This window comes from Streptomyces sp. NBC_00523, from assembly GCF_036346615.1.
In the GTDB taxonomy this organism is placed as follows: Bacteria; Actinomycetota; Actinomycetes; order Streptomycetales; family Streptomycetaceae; genus Streptomyces.
Genome location: NZ_CP107836.1, coordinates 2,168,666 through 2,186,652 on the forward strand (window position 1 = coordinate 2,168,666; position 17,987 = coordinate 2,186,652).

The window sequence follows — 17,987 nt, forward strand, 5'->3', positions numbered from 1 at the left end:
GCGGCGGCCCCCGCCGGTCGCGCCCCGGCGGCCGCCCGGGACCCCGCACCATGTACGCCCGCACCATGCCCCGGTACGCGGGTGTGTGCACCGACGCCGTGTGACGCGGGGCCGCGCGTACCTACCGTGACCGCCATGGAGACTTCCCGCAGACCGGATCACCAGCCCGCCGCCCCCGCGCCCGGCGGCCCCGCGCAGGCGCCCGCAGAACCCGTCCTGGCCGGGCGCACCGCGCTGGTGACCGGGGCGGCGAGCGGCATCGGGCGGGCCTGTGCGCAGGTGCTCGCCGCCGCGGGCGCCCATGTGCACGTCGTGGACCGGGCCGGTGAGGCCGCCGAGCGGCTGGCGAAGGAGATCGGCGGGACGCCCTGGGTGGTGGACCTGTCCGAGCCCGACGTCGTGGACACCCTGCCCGCCGATGTGGACGTGGTGGTCAACAACGCGGGCATCCAGCACGTGGCCCCGGTGCACGCGTTCCCGCCGGACCGGTTCGCGCTGATCCAGCGCGTGATGGTGGAGACCCCGTTCCGCGTCTTGCGCCGGACCCTGCCGGGCATGTACGAACGCGGCTGGGGGCGCGTGGTCAACATCTCGTCGGTGCACGGGCTGCGCGCGAGCCCGTACAAATCGGCCTATGTGACGGCCAAGCACGCGCTGGAGGGGCTGAGCAAGGTGGTCGCGCTCGAAGCGGCGGAGCACGGGGTGACGAGCAACTGCGTCTGCCCCGGGTACGTGCGCACCCCGCTGGTGGAGAACCAGATCGCCGACCAGGCCCGCACGCACGGCATCTCCGAGGAGGAGGTCGTCGGGCGGGTGATGCTGGAGCGCAGCGCGGTCAAGCGGCTGATCGAACCGGCGGACGTGGCCGAGGCGGTCCTGTGGCTGTGCGGCCCGCGCACCGGGCACATCACCGGCTCCTCGCTCTCCATGGACGGCGGCTGGACCGCGAACTGACCCGCCTGCCCGAACCCCCGAGGAACCCTGGAACGCCATGCCTGAACCGCTCCCCTCCGCCGCGCCCCACCTCCGGCGCCTGTTCGACCTGCTGGCCGACGACGCCCCGGCCGAGGCGCTGGGGGCGGTCTCCTCGCAGGCGCGGGCGGACGGGGTGCCGGCCGAGGAGCTGGCGGAGGTGGAGCGGGCGACGGCGACCGCGCTGCGGATCAGGAGCGCGCTGCGCCAGCACCGGCGCCGCGAGGCCCAGCTGACCGCGCTGTTCGACACGGCGGGGGACCTGGCGGCGTCGCGCGACCTGGACGACGTGCTGAAGGCGATCGTGCGGCGGGCCAGGATGCTGCTGGGCACGGACACCGCGTATCTGACGCTCCCGGACGAGGAGGCCGGGGACACCTATATGCGGGTCACCGACGGCTCGGTCTCCGTGCTCTTCCAGCGGCTGCGCCTGGAGCTGGGCGAGGGCCTGGGCGGCCTGGTGGCGCAGACGGCGAGCCCGTACGCGACGCCGGACTACCGCACCGACGACCGCTTCCGCCACACCCGCAACATCAACGCCGGGGTCCTGGACGAGGGCCTGGTCGCGATCCTGGGCGTGCCGCTGCTGCTGGGGTCGAACCGGGGCGGTACGGGCAAGGTGATCGGCGTCCTGTTCGCGGCCGACCGCTCCCCCCGGGTCTTCAGCCCGGACGAGGTGGCCCTCCTCTGCTCGCTGGCGGCGCACGCGGCGATCGCCATCGACACGGCCCGCGCGCTCGCCGACACCACGGCGGCGCTGGCGGAACTGGCCGAGGCGAACGCGGAGCTGGCCGAGGCCAACGCCTCGGTGCGGGCGCACTCGGCGGCCATGCGGCGGGCGGAGGAGTCGCACGACCGGCTCACCGACCTGGTGCTGCGCGGCCGGGACGTCAAGGACGTGGCGGCGGCGGTCGCCGGGCTGCTCGGCTCGCCGCTGACCATCCACGACCCGGGCGGCCGCCCGCTGGCCGCCGTCCGCCCGGACGGGACGGGCTTCGCCGCCGACAGCATGGACGCCGGCTGGCTGGCGGAGGCGGCCGAGGAGTCGCGTACGGGCGCGCGGGCGGTGCACCGCGACGGGCGGGTGGTGTGCGCGGTGCTCGCCGGGCAGGAGCTGCTGGCCGGGCTCGTCCTGCACCGGGCCCGCCCGCTGGACGACTCGGACCGGCGGCTGTTCGAGCGGTCGGCGGTGGTGACGGGGCTGCTGTTGCTGCTGCGGCGCACGGTGGCCGAGACGGAGAACCGGATACGCGGTGAGCTGATCGCGGACCTGCTGTCGGACCCGGCCCGCGACCCGGCCGGGCTGGCCGAGCGGGGCCGCCGCCTCGGCATCGACCTGGACCGCCCGCATCTGCTGCTCGTGGCGGAGACCGGGGCGCGCGAGCGGCTGGCCCCGGCCGCGATGCGCTTCCTGTTCGGCGGCGAGCACCAGGGCGTGAGCGCCGAGCACGCGGGCACGGTGGTGCTGCTGACCGAGGCCACCGGTACGGACGCGGGGGCGGCGGCCCGGGCGGCGGCGGCCCAGCTGGGGCAGCTGGCCCAGGCCCCCGTCACGGTGGCGGCCGCCGGTCCGGCCCGGGGCGCCGGGGAGCTGGCCGCCGCCTACGCGGAGGCGGCGCGCTGTCTGCGGGCGATGCGGGTGCTGGGGCGGACGGGCGAGGGCGCGTGCGTGGAGGAGCTGGGGTTCCTGGGCGTGGTGCTGGGCAACGCGCAGGACGTGGACGGCTTCGTGGCGGCGACGCTGGGGCCGCTGCTGGAGTACGACGCGCAGCGCGGCACGCATCTGGTGCGGACGCTGAGCGCGTACTTCGGGGCGGGCGGCAGCCTGATCCGGGCCAAGGACGAGCTGCACGTCCATGTGAACACGGTGGTGCAGCGCCTGGACCGCATCCAGGTGCTCCTGGGCCGCGACTGGAACGAACCGGACCGGGCGCTGGAACTGCAGCTCGCGCTGCGACTGCACCTGCTGTCGGGGGCGGACAGGTCCTAGGGCCCGCCCGGGCCCGTCCTGAAACCTTCTGCCCGGCGCCGAGCCCGTAAGGTACCGGCAGAGTGCGGACGCACCCCTCCTCACCTCGTACAACGCTTCGGCGGGCTCGGGAGTCTTGTCTGTCCGACCTCCCGCAGTCCCGCACGTCACCTGGAGTTCCCGAATGCCCCGATTCAGCATTGTCGTCCCTGTGTTCAAGGTGCAGGGGTATCTGCACGCGTGCCTGGATTCGGTGCTGGGGCAGTCGTTCCGGGACATCGAGGTGATCGCGGTCGACGACTGCTCGCCGGACGCCTGCGGGGCGATCATCGACGAGTACGCCGCCCGCGACGCGCGCGTCAAGGCGGTGCACCTGCCCGAGAACGTGGGCCTGGGGCGGGCGCGCAACGCCGGGCTGGAGCACGCGCGGGGCGACTACGTCCTCTTCCTGGACAGCGACGACTCCTACACCCCCGGCCTGCTCCAGGCGCTCGCGGACCGGCTCGACGCGGCGGGTGACCTGGACATCCTCGTCTTCGACCATGTGCGCACCCACTGGTACGGCAAGGGTCCGCGCAGCCAGACCGCGGACCTGGTCGCGCGGGCGGGCACGGACGTCTTCCGCATCCAGGACCGGCCCGAGTTCATCGAGCTGTTCCTGGTGGCCTGGAACAAGGCGTTCCGCCGGGAGTTCTTCCTGCAGGAGGGCTTCCAGTACGCGCCCGGCCTGTACGAGGACGCGCCCGTCTCCCATCTGGCGATGGTCACGGCCGAGCGCATCGGCTGCCTGGACCGGGTCGGCGTCGAGTACCGCCAGCGCCGCCACGGCGCGATCACCAAGACGCCGGGCCGCAAGCACTTCGACATCTTCGGGCAGTACGAGGGGCTGTTCGCGGCGCTCGCCGAGCGCCCCGGACTGGCCTGGGCGCACAGCCTGCTGTTCGAACGCGCCATGGACCACATGCTGTTCGTGCTGAAGCGCCCCGACCGGGTGCAGGCCGCCGACCGCAAGGACTTCTTCGCCCTCACCGCGGACTTCTACGCGAAGCACCTCCCGGCCGGGTTCACGCCGCCGGGCGGGGCGGTCGGGGCCTCCCTGCGCGCCCTGGCCAAGCGGTCGTTCGCCACCTACCGGGCGACCGAGCTCGCCGTCCGGGCCAGGCGGAAGGGCCCGAAGAAGGTCCGGAGGATCACGGCGAAGGCGGGCGAGCGGGCGGCCGAGCGCCTGTACGGCGTGCACCGCAGGCGCCCGCTGGACCCGCACCTCGCCGTCTACTCCTCGTACGGGGGCGGACTGCCCTCCTGCAACCCGCTGGCCGTCCACGAGAAGGCGAAGGAGCTGGCCCCGGAGGTGCGCGGGGTGTGGCTGGTGCGCGCGGAACTCGCCCGCGAGGTGCCCGAGGGCATCGACTACGTCGTGCCCGGGTCGGGCCGCTACTGGGAGGTGATGGCCCGCGCCACGTACTTCGTGAGCAACGGCGACTTCCCGGACGGCATCGTCAAGCGCCCGGGCCAGGTCTACGCGCAGACGCACCACGGCACGCCGCTCAAGCGCATGGGCCTGGACCGGAAGTCCTATCCCGCCGCCGCCCGGAACCTGGACTTCGGCCGGCTCCTGGAGCGGGTGGACCAGTGGGACCTGAGCGTGTCCGCCAACCCGCACTCGACGGCCCAGTGGGAGCGTGTCTACCCCGGCACCTTCGAGTCCCTGGCCACGGGCTATCCGCGCAACGACCGCTTCTGCACGGCGAGCGCGGAGGACGTCGCCGCCGCCCGGGCCCGGCTCGGCATCGCCCCCGGCAGGACGGCCGTGCTGTACGCGCCGACCCACCGGGACTACCGCAAGGAGTGGACGCCGCCCTTCGACCCGGCCCGGCTGGCCGCATCGCTGGGCGAGGACTTCGTCCTGCTGGTCCGGCCGCACCCGCTCGACAGCCGGAGCCCGCGCCTGGGCGAACTCGCCGGGCAGGACGGCGTCATCGACGTCTCCCGCCACCCCTCGGTCGAGGAGCTGTGCCTGGCCGCGGACGTGCTCGTCTCGGACTACTCGTCCGTGATCTTCGACTACGCCAATCTCGACCGCCCCATCGTCATCCACGCCGACGACTGGGAGACGTACAACCAGGTCCGCGGGGTCACCTTCGACCTGCTCTCCGGCCTTCCCGGCGACACCCCGGGGCCGGTCACGGCCACCGAGGACGAGCTCGTCGAGGTCTTCCGCAGCGGCCGCTGGCGCGACGCCCAGTCGGCCGCGCTGCGGGCCGCGTTCCGGGAGCGCTTCTGCCCGTACGACGACGGCCACGCCGCCGAACGCGTCGTCCGCCGCCTCTTCCTCTCCGAGGAGGGCCCGGCCCCGGTCCCGCTCGCGCGGCGCACCCCGGCCCCCAGGCCCTAAGGCCTGTCGTCAAACTGCCGTCTGCCGGGCGACGCCAGTTTGACGACAGGCCCTAGGAGGCCTTGCCCGTCGGCGGGGGGTGCGGGGCGCGGAAGGTGAAGGCCTCGGGGGTGGAGCCCTTCGCGCGGAGGAGGGCGACGCGGTCCATCGCCTCGGCGACGCCCGGGCGGTGGCCGGCCGGGACCCACCACAGGGCCATGTGGTGGTCGGCCAGCCGCTCGAACCATTCACGGCGGCGGGCCATGACCCTCAGGTGGTCGCTGCGGTAGACGTACGCCTTCAGTGCGTCGACCGACTCCCAGACGGAGCAGTTGAACAGGAGGAGGTCGTCCTCGTCCTCGGGGCGGAGCCCCGTCGCGTCGGCCCCTCCGTCGTCCACCATCCGCCAGACGAAGCCGGGGGCGTGGTCGGCGAGGGCGTTGATCTCGGGGAGTTGTGCGACGAAGTCGGCGAGCTGGGGGCTGTCGAGCGGGGCGAGGATGCGCCCGACGTTGACCTGGGCAAGGTGGAAGTCGTTCACGGCCCCAGCATGGCCGGGCGAACCTTCTAAAGTCAACGGATTCTTTTTTAGACTTCGCCGACCCCTTCGGGCCCCTCGATCGCGACGCAACACCCTTCCGGCAGCGGGTCCATGGCGGCACTCCAGCCCTCGCCGAGCAGCCCTTCGATGCCCGCGAGGTTCATCCCGCAGACCAGGGCCGGGAACTGCTCCGCGAGCGCGTGGAACGGGCAGTTGCGCAGCCGGAGTTTCCCGCAGTCCCAGTAGGGTTCGTAGCCGCGCTCCCGCAGCGCCACGACGGGGTCCGCCACGCCCGCCGCCTCCCCGGCGGCCCGGGCCGCCGCCTGCAACTCCGTGTCGAGCCCGGCCCGTTCGACCACCTCGGCGAGCAACTGGCTCACGGTGTCGTACGCCCGCGGCGGCACGGAGACGGCGTACTCCCCGTCCGCCCGCCGGTACAGCTTGGACGGCCGCCCGGAGCCGGGTCCGGTGCGGCCGGAGAGCCGGCGGAAGGTGGTCTCCAGGAGCCCCGCGTCCACGAGCTTGTCCAGATGGAACGCGGCCACGGCCCGCGTCACCCCGACCGCGTCCGCGGCGGCGTCCCGCGTGACGTCGCCGGGGGCGGCGGCCACGTGTCGGTACAAGCTGCGGCGCACGGGGTCCCCGAGCACCGCCAGCGCGTCCAGGGCGGCATCATCACTGCTCACGGCCCCGAGTCTAGGCCGCACACCTCTCGGGGGCCCTGCCCCCGAACCCCCGCTGCTGCCCCCGAACCCCCGCTGCTCAATCGCCGCAGGGGTTTGATTTTGCCGCTGCCGGCGTTTGAGGCGCGGGGTCGGGGCAGCGCCCCGAAACTCAGCCCCTCCGGCGCTTGAGGAGCGGGGCCCGGGGCAGCGCCCCGGTTTCGGGAAGGGGCGGGTGGGGGTACAAACCCCGCCCGCTAGACTGGCCGCGTCGTCACTATGCCCGTTCAGGGGGAAGCCGGTGCGAATCCGGCACTGACCCGCAGCCGTAAACCGCCCCAGGCGGAAGTCGGAATGCCCTGTCCGCGTCGTGACCCGCTCACGCCGCCGGAACCCCGGTGGCCCGCCCCGTCGAGGTATACGGAGCCGGAGCCTGGTGCCGTGTGTGCCGTGCCCGGTCCCCAGGAGAGGCACCACCCGCCATGACCGCACGCCGCAGCGCCACCACGCTCGCCGTCACCGCCGCCGCGCTCCTCGCGGCCGCCGCCCCGGCCGCCGTCGCCGCGCCGTCTCCCTCGCCCTCCCCCTCGGCCGCGCTGCCCTCCGGGCTGTACGGCACCGGTGACCCGACGTACGACGGGGTGTGGCGGCAGTCCCTCGCCTTCCTCGCGCAGCAGGCCACCGGCGTGACCCCGGCCGCGAAGGCCGTCGACTGGCTGACCGGGCAGCAGTGCGACAGCGGCGCGTTCCCCGCGTACCGCCCGGACGCCTCCGCGCCCTGCACCGACAAGACGATGGTCGACACCAACGCGACGGCCGCCGCCGCCCAGGCCCTGCGCGCGGTCGGCGGGCACCAGGACGCCGTCGCGAACGCGGTCAGCTGGCTCAAGTCCGTCCAGAACGAGGACGGCGGCTGGGGCTACACCGCCGGCAGCCCCAGCGACGCGAACTCCACGTCCATCGTGATCGGCACCCTCGCCCGGGCCGGCGAGAAGCTGGGCGACGTCACGACGCACGGCGGCAAGACCCCGTACGCCGCGCTGCTCACGTTCTCCATCCCCTGCGGCGGCAAGGACGGCGGCGCCTTCGCCTACCAGCCCGACAAGGCCGGGAAGCTCGCCGCCAACGGTGACGCCACCGCCGCCGGTGTCCTCGGCGCGCTCGGCAAGGGCCTGGTCGTCTCGGACAACGCGGCCGTGAAGGACCCCGCCTGCCACAAGGGCTCCCCGCTCGAACCGGAGCAGGCCGCTCAGAACGGCGCCTCCTACCTCGCGACGGCCCTCGCCAAGAGCGGCCACCTCGACGCCGCCCCGATGCCCGGTGCGGAGGACAGCGCCCCGCAGCCCGACTTCGGCAACACCGCCGACGCGGTCGTCGCCCTGTCCGCCGCCGGGCACAAGGACAAGGCGGCCGCCCCGGTCGCCTGGCTGAAGAAGAACTCCGCCGCCTGGGCGAAGCAGAGCGGCCCCGCCGCGTACGCCCAGCTGATCCTGGCCGCCCACGCGACCGGCGCCGACGTCCACGACTTCGGCGGCGCCGACCTCGTCTCCCAGCTGAACGCGACCGGCCCCGAGCCGGCCGGCGTGAAGAAGCCGCAGCCGACGGCCACGGAGGACGAGGAGAAGAAGGACAGCGGCGACGGCGACGGCATCGGCGGCGTCTGGTGGTTCGTCGGCATCGGCCTCGCGGTCGGCGCGGGCGCCGGCTTCCTGATCAGCGGCCGCCGCAAGAACCAGCAGCTGTGAGCCGCGTCGCACGGGCGCTCGCGCTCCTCGTCGTCGGCGCCGTGCTGGCGCTGGTCGGCGCGGGCGCGGCACAGGCGGCGGGCTACCGCTACTGGTCGTTCTGGGAGGGCTCGGGGAAGGGCTGGTCGTACGCCACCCAGGGGCCGTCGCTCGTCCGGCCCGACGACGGCTCGGTGCAGGGCTTCCGCTTCGCGGTGAGCGCGGACTCCCAGGACGCGTCCAAGCCGCGCAGCGCCCCCGACTTCGCGAAGGTCTGCGCGGACACCCCGGCGAAGAACGGCAGCAAGCGCGTCGCGGTCGTCATCGACCCGGGCACCGCCGCCGACGCGCCGGACGGGGAGGCCCCGCCCCCGCTGCGTACCGCCTGCGCGCGGGTCGCGAAGGACGCGAGCAGCGCGGAGGCCCTGGCGGCGGTCGCCAAGCCGCTGCGCTACGACGCGAGCGCGATGCTCTGCGCGATCTCCGACTACCCGTCCACCGGCTGCGGCGAGCAGGTCTCCCAGACCGGCGGCGGCACGGACGGCGGCGCTTCGAACGGCGGCACGGACGGCGGCAGCGAGGCACCCACCTCGACCGCCTCCTCCACGGAAGCCCACGGCGACGACGGCGGCCCGTCCGTCGGCATACTCGTCGGGATCGGCGCCGTGCTGCTCCTCGGCATCGCCGCAGTCGCGCAGGCCCGCCGCCGCCGCGGATGACCGGCACGACGGCCGGCCGCGCGGACACCGCGACACACCGGCTCCCCGCCTGGCGCGCCCCCGCCGCGACCCGCTCCAACGCGGTCCCGGCCGGGGCGTGGTGGCTGTGGGCGCTGGGCCTGGCCACCGCCGCGTCCCGGACCACGAATCCGCTGCTGCTCGGCCTGCTCGTCGGGGTCGCGGGCTATGTGGTGGCCGCGCGCCGCACGGACGCGCCGTGGGCCCGGTCGTACGGGATGTTCATCCGGATCGGGCTCTTCGTGATCGCGGTCCGGCTGCTGTTCTCCGTCTTCCTCGGCTCGCCGATCCCCGGCACGCACACCCTGTTCACGCTGCCCGAGGTGCCGCTGCCCGACTGGGCGAAGGGCGTCCGGATCGGCGGCCGGGTCACCGCCGAGCAGATGCTGTTCGCGCTGTACGACGGGGCGAAGCTGGCGGCGCTGCTGATCTGCGTCGGCGCGGCGAACTCCCTCGCCAACCCGGCCCGGCTGCTGAAGTCGCTGCCCGGCGCGCTGTACGAGGCCGGGGTCGCCGTCGTCGTGGCGATGACGTTCGCGCCGAACATGGTCGCCGACGTGCTGCGGCTGCGCACCGCCCGCCGGCTGCGCGGCCGCCCGACCGGCGGGGTGCGGGCCGTCCTCCAGATCGGGCTGCCGGTTCTGGAGGGCGCCCTGGAACGGTCGGTCGCCGTCGCCGCCTCCATGGACGCGCGGGGTTACGGGCGTACCGCCCGCGTCCCGGCCGCCGTCCGGCACACCACGAACGTCCTGACGCTCGGCGGGCTGCTCGGCGTGTGCGCCGGTACGTACGGGCTGCTGGCCGCCGAGGGCGCGGGCTACGGCGTTCCGCTGCTCGTCGCCGGTCTCCTCGCGGCGATGGCGGGGCTGCGCCTCGGCGGGGCGCGTTCGGTGCGGACCCGCTACCGGCCCGACCGCTGGGGCGTACGGGCCTGGCTGATCGCCGGGTCCGGCGCGGCGGTCGCGGCGGCGATGATCCGGGCCGGGACCGCCGACCCGGCGGCACTGCACCCCGGTGTCATACCGCTGACCGCTCCCGTACTGCCGCTGTGGCCGGCCGCCGCGGTGCTGCTCGGGCTCCTTCCGGCGGTGGTCGCGCCCGTCCCGCCCTCCCCCACAGGCTTCCAGGAGCAGGTGTGATCCGGTTCGACGCTGTTTCGGTGCGGTACGAGGGGGCCGAGCGCCCCACACTCTCGGGGGTCGACCTGACGATCCCGGAGGGTGAGCTGGTGCTGCTCGTCGGCCCCTCCGGGGTAGGCAAGTCCACGCTGCTCGGCGCCGTCTCGGGGCTGGTGCCGCACTTCACGGGCGGCCGGCTGACCGGGCGGGTCACCGTGGGCGGGCGCGACACCCGGACGCACAAGCCGCGGGAGCTGGCGGACCTGGTGGGCACGGTGGGCCAGGACCCGCTGGCGCACTTCGTCACCGACACGGTGGAGGACGAGCTCGCCTACGGCATGGAGTCGCTGGGCCTGGCCCCGGACGTGATGCGGCGGCGGGTCGAGGAGACCCTCGACCTGCTGGGCCTGGCCGGGCTGCGCGACCGCCCGATCGCCACCCTGTCCGGGGGCCAGCAGCAGCGCGTCGCGATCGGCTCGGTCCTCACCCCGCACCCACGCGTCCTCGTCCTGGACGAGCCGACGTCCGCCCTGGACCCGGCGGCGGCCGAGGAGGTTCTCGCGGTCCTCCAGCGGCTCGTCCACGACCTGGGCACCACGGTCCTGATGGCGGAGCACCGCCTTGAGCGCGTGGTGCAGTACGCCGACCAGGTCGTCCTGCTCCCCTCGCCGGGCGCCGCCCCGGTGATGGGGACGCCCGCCGGGGTGATGGCGGTCTCCCCGGTGCACCCCCCGGTCGTCGCGCTCGGCCGCCTCGCGGGCTGGGACCCGCTGCCCCTCACGGTCCGGGACGCGCGGCGCAGGGCCGGCGCCCTGCGCGAGCGGCTGGCGGAGGCGGCGCCGGGGCCGGTGGACGAGGACGCGCCCCGGTCCGCGATGCCCGACGCCCCTCTCCCCGAGCCACGCCCCGCTCCCGCCCGGGGCGCCCTCGCCCGGCTGTTCCGGCGCGACCCGCACGAGGCCCCCGAACCCGCCACCGGCGCCCCCGCCGCCCAGGTGGAACGGCTCGGCGTCCGACGCGGCCGCGTCGAAGCGCTGCGCAGGGTGTCGCTCACCGTCCGGGCCGGGGAGACCGTGGCCCTGATGGGGCGCAACGGCGCGGGCAAGTCCACGCTGCTCGGCGCCCTCGTCGGCATGGTCGAGCCCACCTCCGGCACCGTCCTGACCGGGGGCCTGCCCCCGCACCGGACTCCGCCGCGCGAGATGGTGCGCCGCGTCGGCCTCGTACCGCAGGAGCCGCGCGATCTGCTGTACGCGGACACGGTCGCCGCCGAGTGCGCGGCGGCCGACGCGGACGCCGGGGCGGAGCCGGGCAGCTGCCGGGCCCTGGTCTCGGAGCTGCTGCCGGGGGTCGGGGACGACACGCACCCCCGCGATCTGTCCGAGGGGCAGCGCCTGGCCCTGGCCCTCGCCCTGGTGCTGACCGCCCGGCCGCCGCTGCTGCTCCTGGACGAGCCGACCCGGGGTCTGGACTACGCGGCGAAGGCCCGGCTGGTCGGGGTGCTGCGCGCGCTGGCCGCCGAGGGCCACGCCATCGTGCTCGCCACCCATGACGTGGAGCTGGCCGCCGAGCTGGCGCACCGGGTGGTGATCCTCGCCGACGGGGAGGTCGTCGCGGACGGCCCGACCGCCGAGGTCGTGGTGTCCTCGCCCGCGTTCGCCCCGCAGACCGCCAAGATCCTCGCCCCGCAGGAATGGCTCACCGTCCCCCAGGTGCGCGCGGCCCTGGGAGGTGGCGCGTGAGCGAGGTGCTGAGGCGTGGCCGCCCGGTCCGGCTGGGCCCCCGGGCGGTCGTCGCGCTGGTGCTGATCAGCGCGATCGGGATCGCCGCCTTCGGGTGGCCGCTGCTCGCGGACCGGGACTCGGGGCTCGCGCACGCGCAGGACGCGCCGTGGCTGTTCGCCGCGCTGCTGCCGCTGCTGGTCGGGGTGGTGGTCGCGATGATCGCGGACGCCGGGCTCGACGCGAAGGCGGTCGCGATGCTGGGGGTGCTGGCCGCGGTCGGGGCGGCGCTGCGCCCGCTGGGGGCGGGCACGGCGGGCCTGGAGCCGATGTTCTTCCTGATGGTGCTGAGCGGGCGGGTGCTGGGGCCGGGCTTCGGCTTCGTGCTGGGGTCCGTGACGATGTTCGCCTCCGCGCTGCTGACCGGCGGGGTGGGGCCGTGGATGCCGTTCCAGATGCTGTCGATGAGCTGGTTCACGATGGGCGCCGGGCTGCTGCCCGGACCGGATCGGCTGCGCGGGCGCGGCGAGCTGCTGATGCTGGCGGCCTACGGGGCCGTCGCCTCGCTCGCGTACGGGACGATCATGAATCTGTACGGGTGGACGATCGTGCCGGGCCTCGCCTCGGGCATCTCGTTCCGGGCCGGTGACCCGCTGGGCGACAACCTGGTCCGCTTCCTCGCGTACTGCGCGACGACCTCGCTGGGCTGGGACCTGGGCCGGGCGGTGCTCACGATCGTGCTGACGCTGGCGGTCGGGGCGCCGCTGCTGAAGGCGCTGCGGCGGGCGACGCGGCGGGCCTCCTTCGAGGCCCAGGTCACATTCGACGCTCCTCGCGAGTGAGGGCACCCACAGGACCTTGGTCCTGTACGAAGCGGCTTAGGAGCCGCCCACGGGGATCGCGCGGCCCCACCGCACCGCCCACGACCTGCTATGGAGCGGTTTGAGGGGGTTCGGGACCTTCGGCCCCGGGTGCGAGGCGGGGTCGTATCAGGGGTCGTTGCCACGGCCGAACGGGCTCGCTAAGACTGGATCTCGTCGCCGAGCACCGCAGGGTCCTCACCATGGATCGCGGTCAACGAGCGCCGGTCCACGCAGGATTCGGACCGAGCCGCGACTCCCCCGTTCCCGACCGTTAGGTTCCCTGTGACGTTCGCCCGTAACCTCATCGCCAAGCCCCGCACCACCCGTCGCAAGGCCGCCATCGCAGGCGCCTCCGTGCTGCTGGGCGCCACCGGCATCGGCCTGGGTGTCTCCCCGGCCATGGCGGCCCCGTCCGCCGCACCGACCTCCGCCGGGAGTGCCCAGGACACGGCGAAGCAGATGATCGGTGACGACGCCCAGTTCCAGTGCTTCAGCAACATCGTCAGCCACGAGAGCGGCTGGAACCCGAGCGCGACCAACGCCTCGTCCGGCGCGTACGGCCTGGTCCAGGCGCTGCCCGGTTCGAAGATGGCGTCCGCCGGCTCGGACTGGAAGACCAACGCCGGCACGCAGATCAAGTGGGGCATGGACTACATGAACTCCCGCTATGGCAGCCCCTGTGGCGCCTGGTCCTTCTGGCAGGCCCACAACTGGTACTGAGCCGGCCCGGCTCGAGCCAGTGAACCCGAAAGCCCCGACCGCCCTGCGCGGTCGGGGCTTTCGGCCTGTCCGGAGCCGGAAGTCAGCGGCGCGCCGCCAGCCGGTCGAACCAGCGCACGATCTGTGGGCCCGACGTCAGGTACGTCTCGTTGTGGCTGAGGTCACCCTGGTCCACGACCGGCGCCCGCACTCCCCGCCGCGCCAGATCCGCCGCGCAGCTGCGGGCGTTGGCGACGGGCACGTCGGTGTCGCCCGAGGAGGTGTAGAGCCGCACGGGGACGGCGGGCTTCCAGGCGCAGGTTCCGTCCTGGGCGCGGATCGCGGCGAGCAGGGCACCGGTGGGGTGCTGGAGCTCGCGGTAGTAGCGGTCGGTGAGCAGTTCCCTCAGGTTCGCCGGGAGGGCCGGGATGATCTCCTCCTCGTAGTGGCTGCCGTCGAAGAGGTCGTCCACGGCATCCGCGTACGGCTCCCGGAACGCTTCGGACGGGTCCTTCCACAGCGGGTGCAGCCGGTTCTGCGCGGTGAGGAAGTACGTCATGTAGAAGAGGCCGCTGGTGTCGTTGACCCGGCCGTCGAAGAGGGCGGGCGTCTCGGCGTGCTCGATGTCGTACGGGCCGGAGACGGGCGCCAGCGCGCGCAGCCGGAAGTGCCGGTCGGCGCCGTGCTGAAGGGCCTTGCCCAGGGCCATGGCGACCTGGCCACCCTGCGAGAAGCCGCTCGCGTACACGTCGCCGGTGAGCGGGCGGTCCAGCCGGAACGCTGCGGTGCGCGAGGCACGGAGCATGTCGAGCGAGGCGCTGACGGCCGAGGCGGTGTCCATGTACGGGTGGCGGCCGGGGCCCTTGCCGAGGCCCAGGTAGTCCGGGGCGGCGACCGCGCGCCCCGCGGCGGCGTGCAGATAGGGGGCGTAGCGGCCGAAGTCCTCGCCGACCGAGGGGGCGTAGTCGCGGTGGGCCATCGTGCCGTGGGTGTCGGAGACGAGGTCCAGCCGGTGGCCGCCGCCGTCGGGCAGCACGAGGAGGCCGGTCGCGGTGGTGGGGCGGCCCTGCGGGGTGATCGTCGCGTAGGTGAGGCGGTAGGCGCGGACCCCGTGGCGGACGGTGTCCGTGCTCATCCCGGCCCCGGCGAGGAAGGCGGTCACCCCGGCCCGGTCGTGGCGGGCGACGGGGGTGACCGCGAGGAGGGTCCCGCGCGCCTCGTGCCGGCCGGTGACCGCCGCGTCGTGGCCGGTCGCGGGCCGGGGCGCGGCGGTGGCCGGCACGGTGCCCAGGGCGGCGAGGACCACCACGGTGGCCGCCGCGAGAAGGCGCCGAACGCCGTGCTTCCGGGGCGAGTTGATCGCTTCGTTGTCCATGTCCACGACCGTAGGAACGGAATCTCCGCGTCGGCATCCGCGTGGCCCCCCGGCCCGGAGTGGACTTGAGTGCACCCCGCGCCGGGGGGCAGCCACCGTGCCGAACAGGCGTACGGGGATCATGGCGGCCATGCATGCCCTGTTCTCCGCCTTCGCCCCCATCTGGGTCCTGACCGGCATCGGTTACGCGGTCGGGCGCGGCGGGCTGCTCGGGGAGCAGGCGGAGGCCGTGCTCGGCCGGTTCGTCTTCCATGTGGCCATGCCCGCCGCCCTGTTCACGATGGTGTCGGGGGCGAGCCCGGACGTGTTCGGCCATCCGTCGATGGTGGCGTTCGCGGCGAGCACGGCCGTGGCGGCGGGGGCCGGGTACGTCCTGGTCCGGCGGGTCTTCGGCCGGGGGCGGCCGGACGCGGCGATCGGGGCCATGTCCTCGGGCCATGTGAACTCCGCGAACCTGGGCATCCCGGTGGCGGTGCAGGTGCTGGGCGACGCCTCGTTCGTCGCGCAGGTCATCCTCTTCCAGGTGCTGGTGCTCTCGCCGGTGGTCCTGACGCTGGTGGAGTCCGGGACGGAGGGGGCGGACGGGGCGGACGGGCGGCGCCCAGGCGGCGGGGTGCGGCGGCTGCTCACGATGCCCCTGCGCAACCCGATCATCCTGGCCTCGCTGCTCGGGGTGGCCGTCTCCGCGACGGGGCTGCGGCTGCCGGCCGCCGTGACGCAACCGTGCGACGTGCTGGGCGCGGCGGCGGTGCCGACGGCCCTGATCACGCTCGGCCTGTCGCTGCACCGGGGCCCGGGCGGCGGGGGCCGGGCGCGCCGGGAGCGGGCGGAGACGGCGGTGGTGATCGCCGTGAAGACGCTGGGCCAGCCGCTGGCCGCCCTGCTCGTCGCGGGCCCACTGCTGCACCTCCCGGACCACCAGCTGCTGGCGGTCGTGCTGTGCGCGGCGCTGCCCACCGCGCAGAACTCCTTCATCTACGCCCGTGAGTACGGCCTCGACACGGGACTCGCCCGCGACGCGATCGTGGCCTCCACGCTGGTGTCGATGGTCACGCTGTCGGTGGCCGCGTGGGCGCTGGGGCCGTGAGCCGTTCGGGTGGCGGGGCGGAGGCTCCGGGCGGATGCTGGAGGGGCGACGATCCACAGGGCGAAGGGGTGCGAGGGCGTTTTCACCTCTCCCGCACCCCTTCGTCCGCGCGCGGGCTACCGCCTGCCCGCCAGCGCCTCGCCCTCCGGCGCGCGGACCACCTCGCCCTCCGCCGCCTCCGGCGCCACGCGCAGCCGCCGCGGCCCCGCGAGCACGTACGTGATCAGGAACCCGAGCGCGACGACGGCCGCCCCGCCCACCGCGTCCAGCACCCAGTGGTTGGCGGTCGCGACGATCGCGGAGACCGTGAACAGCGGATGCAGCGCCCCGAGCGCCTTCATCCACACCTTGGGGGCGAGCAGCACGATGATCACCCCGCACCACAGGGACCAGCCGAAGTGCAGCGAGGGCATCGCCGCGTACTGGTTGGTCACCGCCGTCAGCGCCCCGTAGTCCGGCTTGGTGAAGTCCTGCACCCCGTGCACCGTGTCGATGAAGCCGAGCCCGGGCATCAGCCTCGGCGGGGCCAGCGGGTAGAGCCAGAAGCCGACCAGCGCGAGGAGCGTGGCGAAGCCGAGGGTGGACCGGGCCCACCGGTAGTCGGCGGGGCGGCGCACGTACAGCACGGCGAGGATCGCCAGCGGGACGATGAAGTGGAACGTCGAGTAGTAGTAATCGAAGAAGTCCCGCAGCCGGCCGACGCCCGCGACCGCGTGATTGATCCGGTGCTCGATGTCGATGTGCAGCCACTGTTCGAGCGAGTGGATCTGGTGCCCGTGCCGCTCGGCGGTGTCCCGCCCGGCCGTGGCGGCCAGCCGGACATGCCCGTACGCGGAGTAGACGACGCGGATCAGGAGGAGTTCCAGGAGCAGGTTGGGCCGGCTGAGCACCCGACGCCAGACGGGCAGCAGCGGCACCCTGCTCCAACGGGCCGGGACGGGCTCCGCGTACGCGGTGGGCACGGGCTTCTGCCAGTACGGGGAGGTGCGTGGCAGGAACGGCGTCACGCAGGCGGCCCCGAGCGCGGCGATCAGCAGCACGTTGTCGCGTACCGGGAAGAGCGCCCCCACGTTCGGCAGCAGCATCGTGCCCGGCAGCGTCGTCACCAGGACCACGACGGCCGGCCACACCAGCCGGTCGGAGGCGCTGCGGCCCGCCCGGCCGACCACGGCGAGCAGCACCCAGAGCAGCTGGTGCTGCCAGGCGGTCGGGGACACGGCGACGGCGACGCAGCCGGTGACGGCCGCCGCGAGGAGGAGCTGCCCGTCGCGCGCGTACCGCACGGCGCGGCGCAGGCCGATGACGCAGACGGCGGCGGCGAGCGCGAGGAACAGCGCGATCTCCGCCGGACCGGCGAGGCCCAGGCGCAGCAGCGCCCCGTGCAGGGACTGGTTGGCGAGGCCGTCGGTCTGGTCGCCGAGGCCCGCCCCGGCGACGTGGTGCACCCAGTACGTCCACGAGTCGTGCGGCATCGCGGCCCACGCCAGTGCGGTGCAGGCGGCGAACGCGGCGGCCGCGGTGAGTGCGGAACGGCGTCTTCCGGTGAGCCACAGCAGCAGGGCGAAGAGCAGCACGGTCGGCTGGAGGGCGGCGGCCACGCCGATGAGCACCCCGGCCCTGCGCTCTCCCCGGACGGCGAAGAGGCCGACGAGGACCAGGAGGACGGGCAGGATGCTGACCTGGCCGAGGTGGAGGGCGTTGCGCACCGGCAGCGAGAGCATCAGCAGGCTGATCGCGACGGGCGCGGCGAGCAGCGCGGTGCGCCGGCCGACCGGCCCCGGCAGGGCGCGGGCGGCGACGAGGCCGAGGGCGGCGACGAGCAGCAGCGAGCCGAAGGTCCAGGCGACCCCGAGGCTCTGTTCGGCGGTGCGGGTCAGCGGTTTGAGGACGAGCCCGGAGAACGGGGTGCCGGTGAACCGGTCGGTGTCGTACAGCGAACCGGTCACGTGGAGCACCCCGTTGTCACCGGTCCAGGTCTCCAGATCGGTGAGCCGTTGCCCCGGCGGCTGCCGCAGCACCACCGCCATCTGCCGGACGGCCAGTGCGGCCGCGACCAGCCAGAGCACCGCCCGTACCGTTCCGGTTCCCGCTCCCGCCGTCGCGCTTGTGCTGCCACCGTGCTCCGCGTTCGCCACGCTGCGCCGA

The 17,987-nt window shown here is 74.6% G+C and carries 14 protein-coding genes and 1 riboswitch; of the genes, 10 read left to right on the plus strand and 4 right to left on the minus strand.

Annotation, left to right across the window (positions count from 1 at the left end; all coding sequences use genetic code 11):
- The first annotated feature begins 135 nt into the window (after nt 1-135).
- From OHS17_RS09775 to OHS17_RS09785, 3 genes are all read left to right on the plus strand, one after another.
- Nucleotides 136-954, plus strand: coding sequence for a 3-hydroxybutyrate dehydrogenase (locus OHS17_RS09775; protein WP_073863392.1), 819 nt, complete (start codon nt 136-138; stop codon nt 952-954).
- 37 nt (nt 955-991) lie between these two features.
- The gene (locus OHS17_RS09780; RefSeq protein ID WP_330311851.1) at nt 992-2,962 is read left to right on the plus strand and encodes a helix-turn-helix domain-containing protein; all 1,971 of its coding nucleotides are present in this window, start codon (nt 992-994) and stop codon (nt 2,960-2,962) included.
- Between the two features lie 163 nt (nt 2,963-3,125).
- Complete coding sequence (locus OHS17_RS09785) at nt 3,126-5,336, plus strand: bifunctional glycosyltransferase/CDP-glycerol:glycerophosphate glycerophosphotransferase (protein ID WP_330311852.1); 2,211 nt, start codon at nt 3,126-3,128, stop codon at nt 5,334-5,336.
- 52 nt (nt 5,337-5,388) lie between these two features.
- Here the strand turns inward: OHS17_RS09785 and OHS17_RS09790 are convergent, their stop codons facing one another.
- Nucleotides 5,389-5,856: a DUF3291 domain-containing protein gene (locus OHS17_RS09790; RefSeq protein WP_330311853.1), complete on the minus strand. Its 468-nt coding sequence runs from the start codon at nt 5,854-5,856 to the stop codon at nt 5,389-5,391.
- Nucleotides 5,857-5,903: 47 nt separating this feature from the next.
- Complete coding sequence (locus OHS17_RS09795; protein ID WP_330311854.1) at nt 5,904-6,542, minus strand: helix-turn-helix transcriptional regulator; 639 nt, start codon at nt 6,540-6,542, stop codon at nt 5,904-5,906.
- A 267-nt stretch (nt 6,543-6,809) separates the two neighbouring features.
- Nucleotides 6,810-6,878: riboswitch (cobalamin riboswitch) on the plus strand.
- A gap of 122 nt (nt 6,879-7,000) precedes the next feature.
- Between OHS17_RS09795 and OHS17_RS09800 the strand changes: the two genes are divergently transcribed.
- The 6 genes from OHS17_RS09800 to OHS17_RS09825 all read left to right on the plus strand — a co-directional run bounded on the left by OHS17_RS09800 (nt 7,001) and on the right by OHS17_RS09825 (nt 13,401).
- On the plus strand, nt 7,001-8,263 hold the full coding sequence (locus OHS17_RS09800) for a prenyltransferase/squalene oxidase repeat-containing protein (RefSeq protein ID WP_330311855.1): 1,263 nt from the start codon (nt 7,001-7,003) through the stop codon (nt 8,261-8,263).
- Nucleotides 8,260-8,961, plus strand: a complete 702-nt coding sequence (locus OHS17_RS09805; protein ID WP_330311856.1) for an SCO2322 family protein — start codon at nt 8,260-8,262, stop codon at nt 8,959-8,961. Before OHS17_RS09800 ends, OHS17_RS09805 begins: the two co-directional genes overlap by 4 nt.
- A complete protein-coding gene (locus OHS17_RS09810) occupies nt 8,958-10,118 on the plus strand; it encodes an energy-coupling factor transporter transmembrane protein EcfT (protein WP_330311857.1) in 1,161 nt (386 codons plus the stop codon). Before OHS17_RS09805 ends, OHS17_RS09810 begins: the two co-directional genes overlap by 4 nt.
- Nucleotides 10,115-11,839 (plus strand): ABC transporter ATP-binding protein, encoded by a 1,725-nt coding sequence (locus OHS17_RS09815; RefSeq protein ID WP_330311858.1) that lies wholly within the window; start codon nt 10,115-10,117, stop codon nt 11,837-11,839. Before OHS17_RS09810 ends, OHS17_RS09815 begins: the two co-directional genes overlap by 4 nt.
- Nucleotides 11,791-12,660 (plus strand): ECF transporter S component, encoded by an 870-nt coding sequence (locus OHS17_RS09820; protein WP_383165956.1) that lies wholly within the window; start codon nt 11,791-11,793, stop codon nt 12,658-12,660. Before OHS17_RS09815 ends, OHS17_RS09820 begins: the two co-directional genes overlap by 49 nt.
- Nucleotides 12,661-12,963: 303 nt before the next feature.
- On the plus strand, nt 12,964-13,401 hold the full coding sequence (locus OHS17_RS09825; RefSeq protein WP_330311860.1) for a transglycosylase SLT domain-containing protein: 438 nt from the start codon (nt 12,964-12,966) through the stop codon (nt 13,399-13,401).
- 82 nt (nt 13,402-13,483) lie between these two features.
- On the opposite strand, the gene OHS17_RS09830 is transcribed toward OHS17_RS09825, so the two are convergent.
- Complete coding sequence (locus OHS17_RS09830; protein ID WP_443066127.1) at nt 13,484-14,755, minus strand: alpha/beta hydrolase; 1,272 nt, start codon at nt 14,753-14,755, stop codon at nt 13,484-13,486.
- A gap of 130 nt (nt 14,756-14,885) precedes the next feature.
- Between OHS17_RS09830 and OHS17_RS09835 the strand changes: the two genes are divergently transcribed.
- On the plus strand, nt 14,886-15,842 hold the full coding sequence (locus OHS17_RS09835; RefSeq protein ID WP_330311862.1) for an AEC family transporter: 957 nt from the start codon (nt 14,886-14,888) through the stop codon (nt 15,840-15,842).
- Between the two features lie 116 nt (nt 15,843-15,958).
- Here the strand turns inward: OHS17_RS09835 and OHS17_RS09840 are convergent, their stop codons facing one another.
- Nucleotides 15,959-17,908, minus strand: a complete 1,950-nt coding sequence (locus OHS17_RS09840; RefSeq protein WP_330311863.1) for a bifunctional glycosyltransferase 87/phosphatase PAP2 family protein — start codon at nt 17,906-17,908, stop codon at nt 15,959-15,961.
- Nucleotides 17,909-17,987 lie beyond the last annotated feature (79 nt).

What these genes read in the sequence shown, in the direction of transcription:
- OHS17_RS09830 (WP_443066127.1), bottom strand. Translation starts at nt 14,755, where the DNA reads ATGGACAACGAAGCGATCAACTCGCCCCGGAAGCACGGCGTTCGGCGC.
- OHS17_RS09810 (WP_330311857.1), top strand. Translation starts at nt 8,958, where the DNA reads ATGACCGGCACGACGGCCGGCCGCGCGGACACCGCGACACACCGGCTC.
- OHS17_RS09785 (WP_330311852.1), top strand. Translation starts at nt 3,126, where the DNA reads ATGCCCCGATTCAGCATTGTCGTCCCTGTGTTCAAGGTGCAGGGGTAT.
- OHS17_RS09800 (WP_330311855.1), top strand. Translation starts at nt 7,001, where the DNA reads ATGACCGCACGCCGCAGCGCCACCACGCTCGCCGTCACCGCCGCCGCG.
- OHS17_RS09820 (WP_383165956.1), top strand. Translation starts at nt 11,791, where the DNA reads ATGGCTCACCGTCCCCCAGGTGCGCGCGGCCCTGGGAGGTGGCGCGTG.
- OHS17_RS09775 (WP_073863392.1), top strand. Translation starts at nt 136, where the DNA reads ATGGAGACTTCCCGCAGACCGGATCACCAGCCCGCCGCCCCCGCGCCC.
- OHS17_RS09835 (WP_330311862.1), top strand. Translation starts at nt 14,886, where the DNA reads ATGCATGCCCTGTTCTCCGCCTTCGCCCCCATCTGGGTCCTGACCGGC.
- OHS17_RS09780 (WP_330311851.1), top strand. Translation starts at nt 992, where the DNA reads ATGCCTGAACCGCTCCCCTCCGCCGCGCCCCACCTCCGGCGCCTGTTC.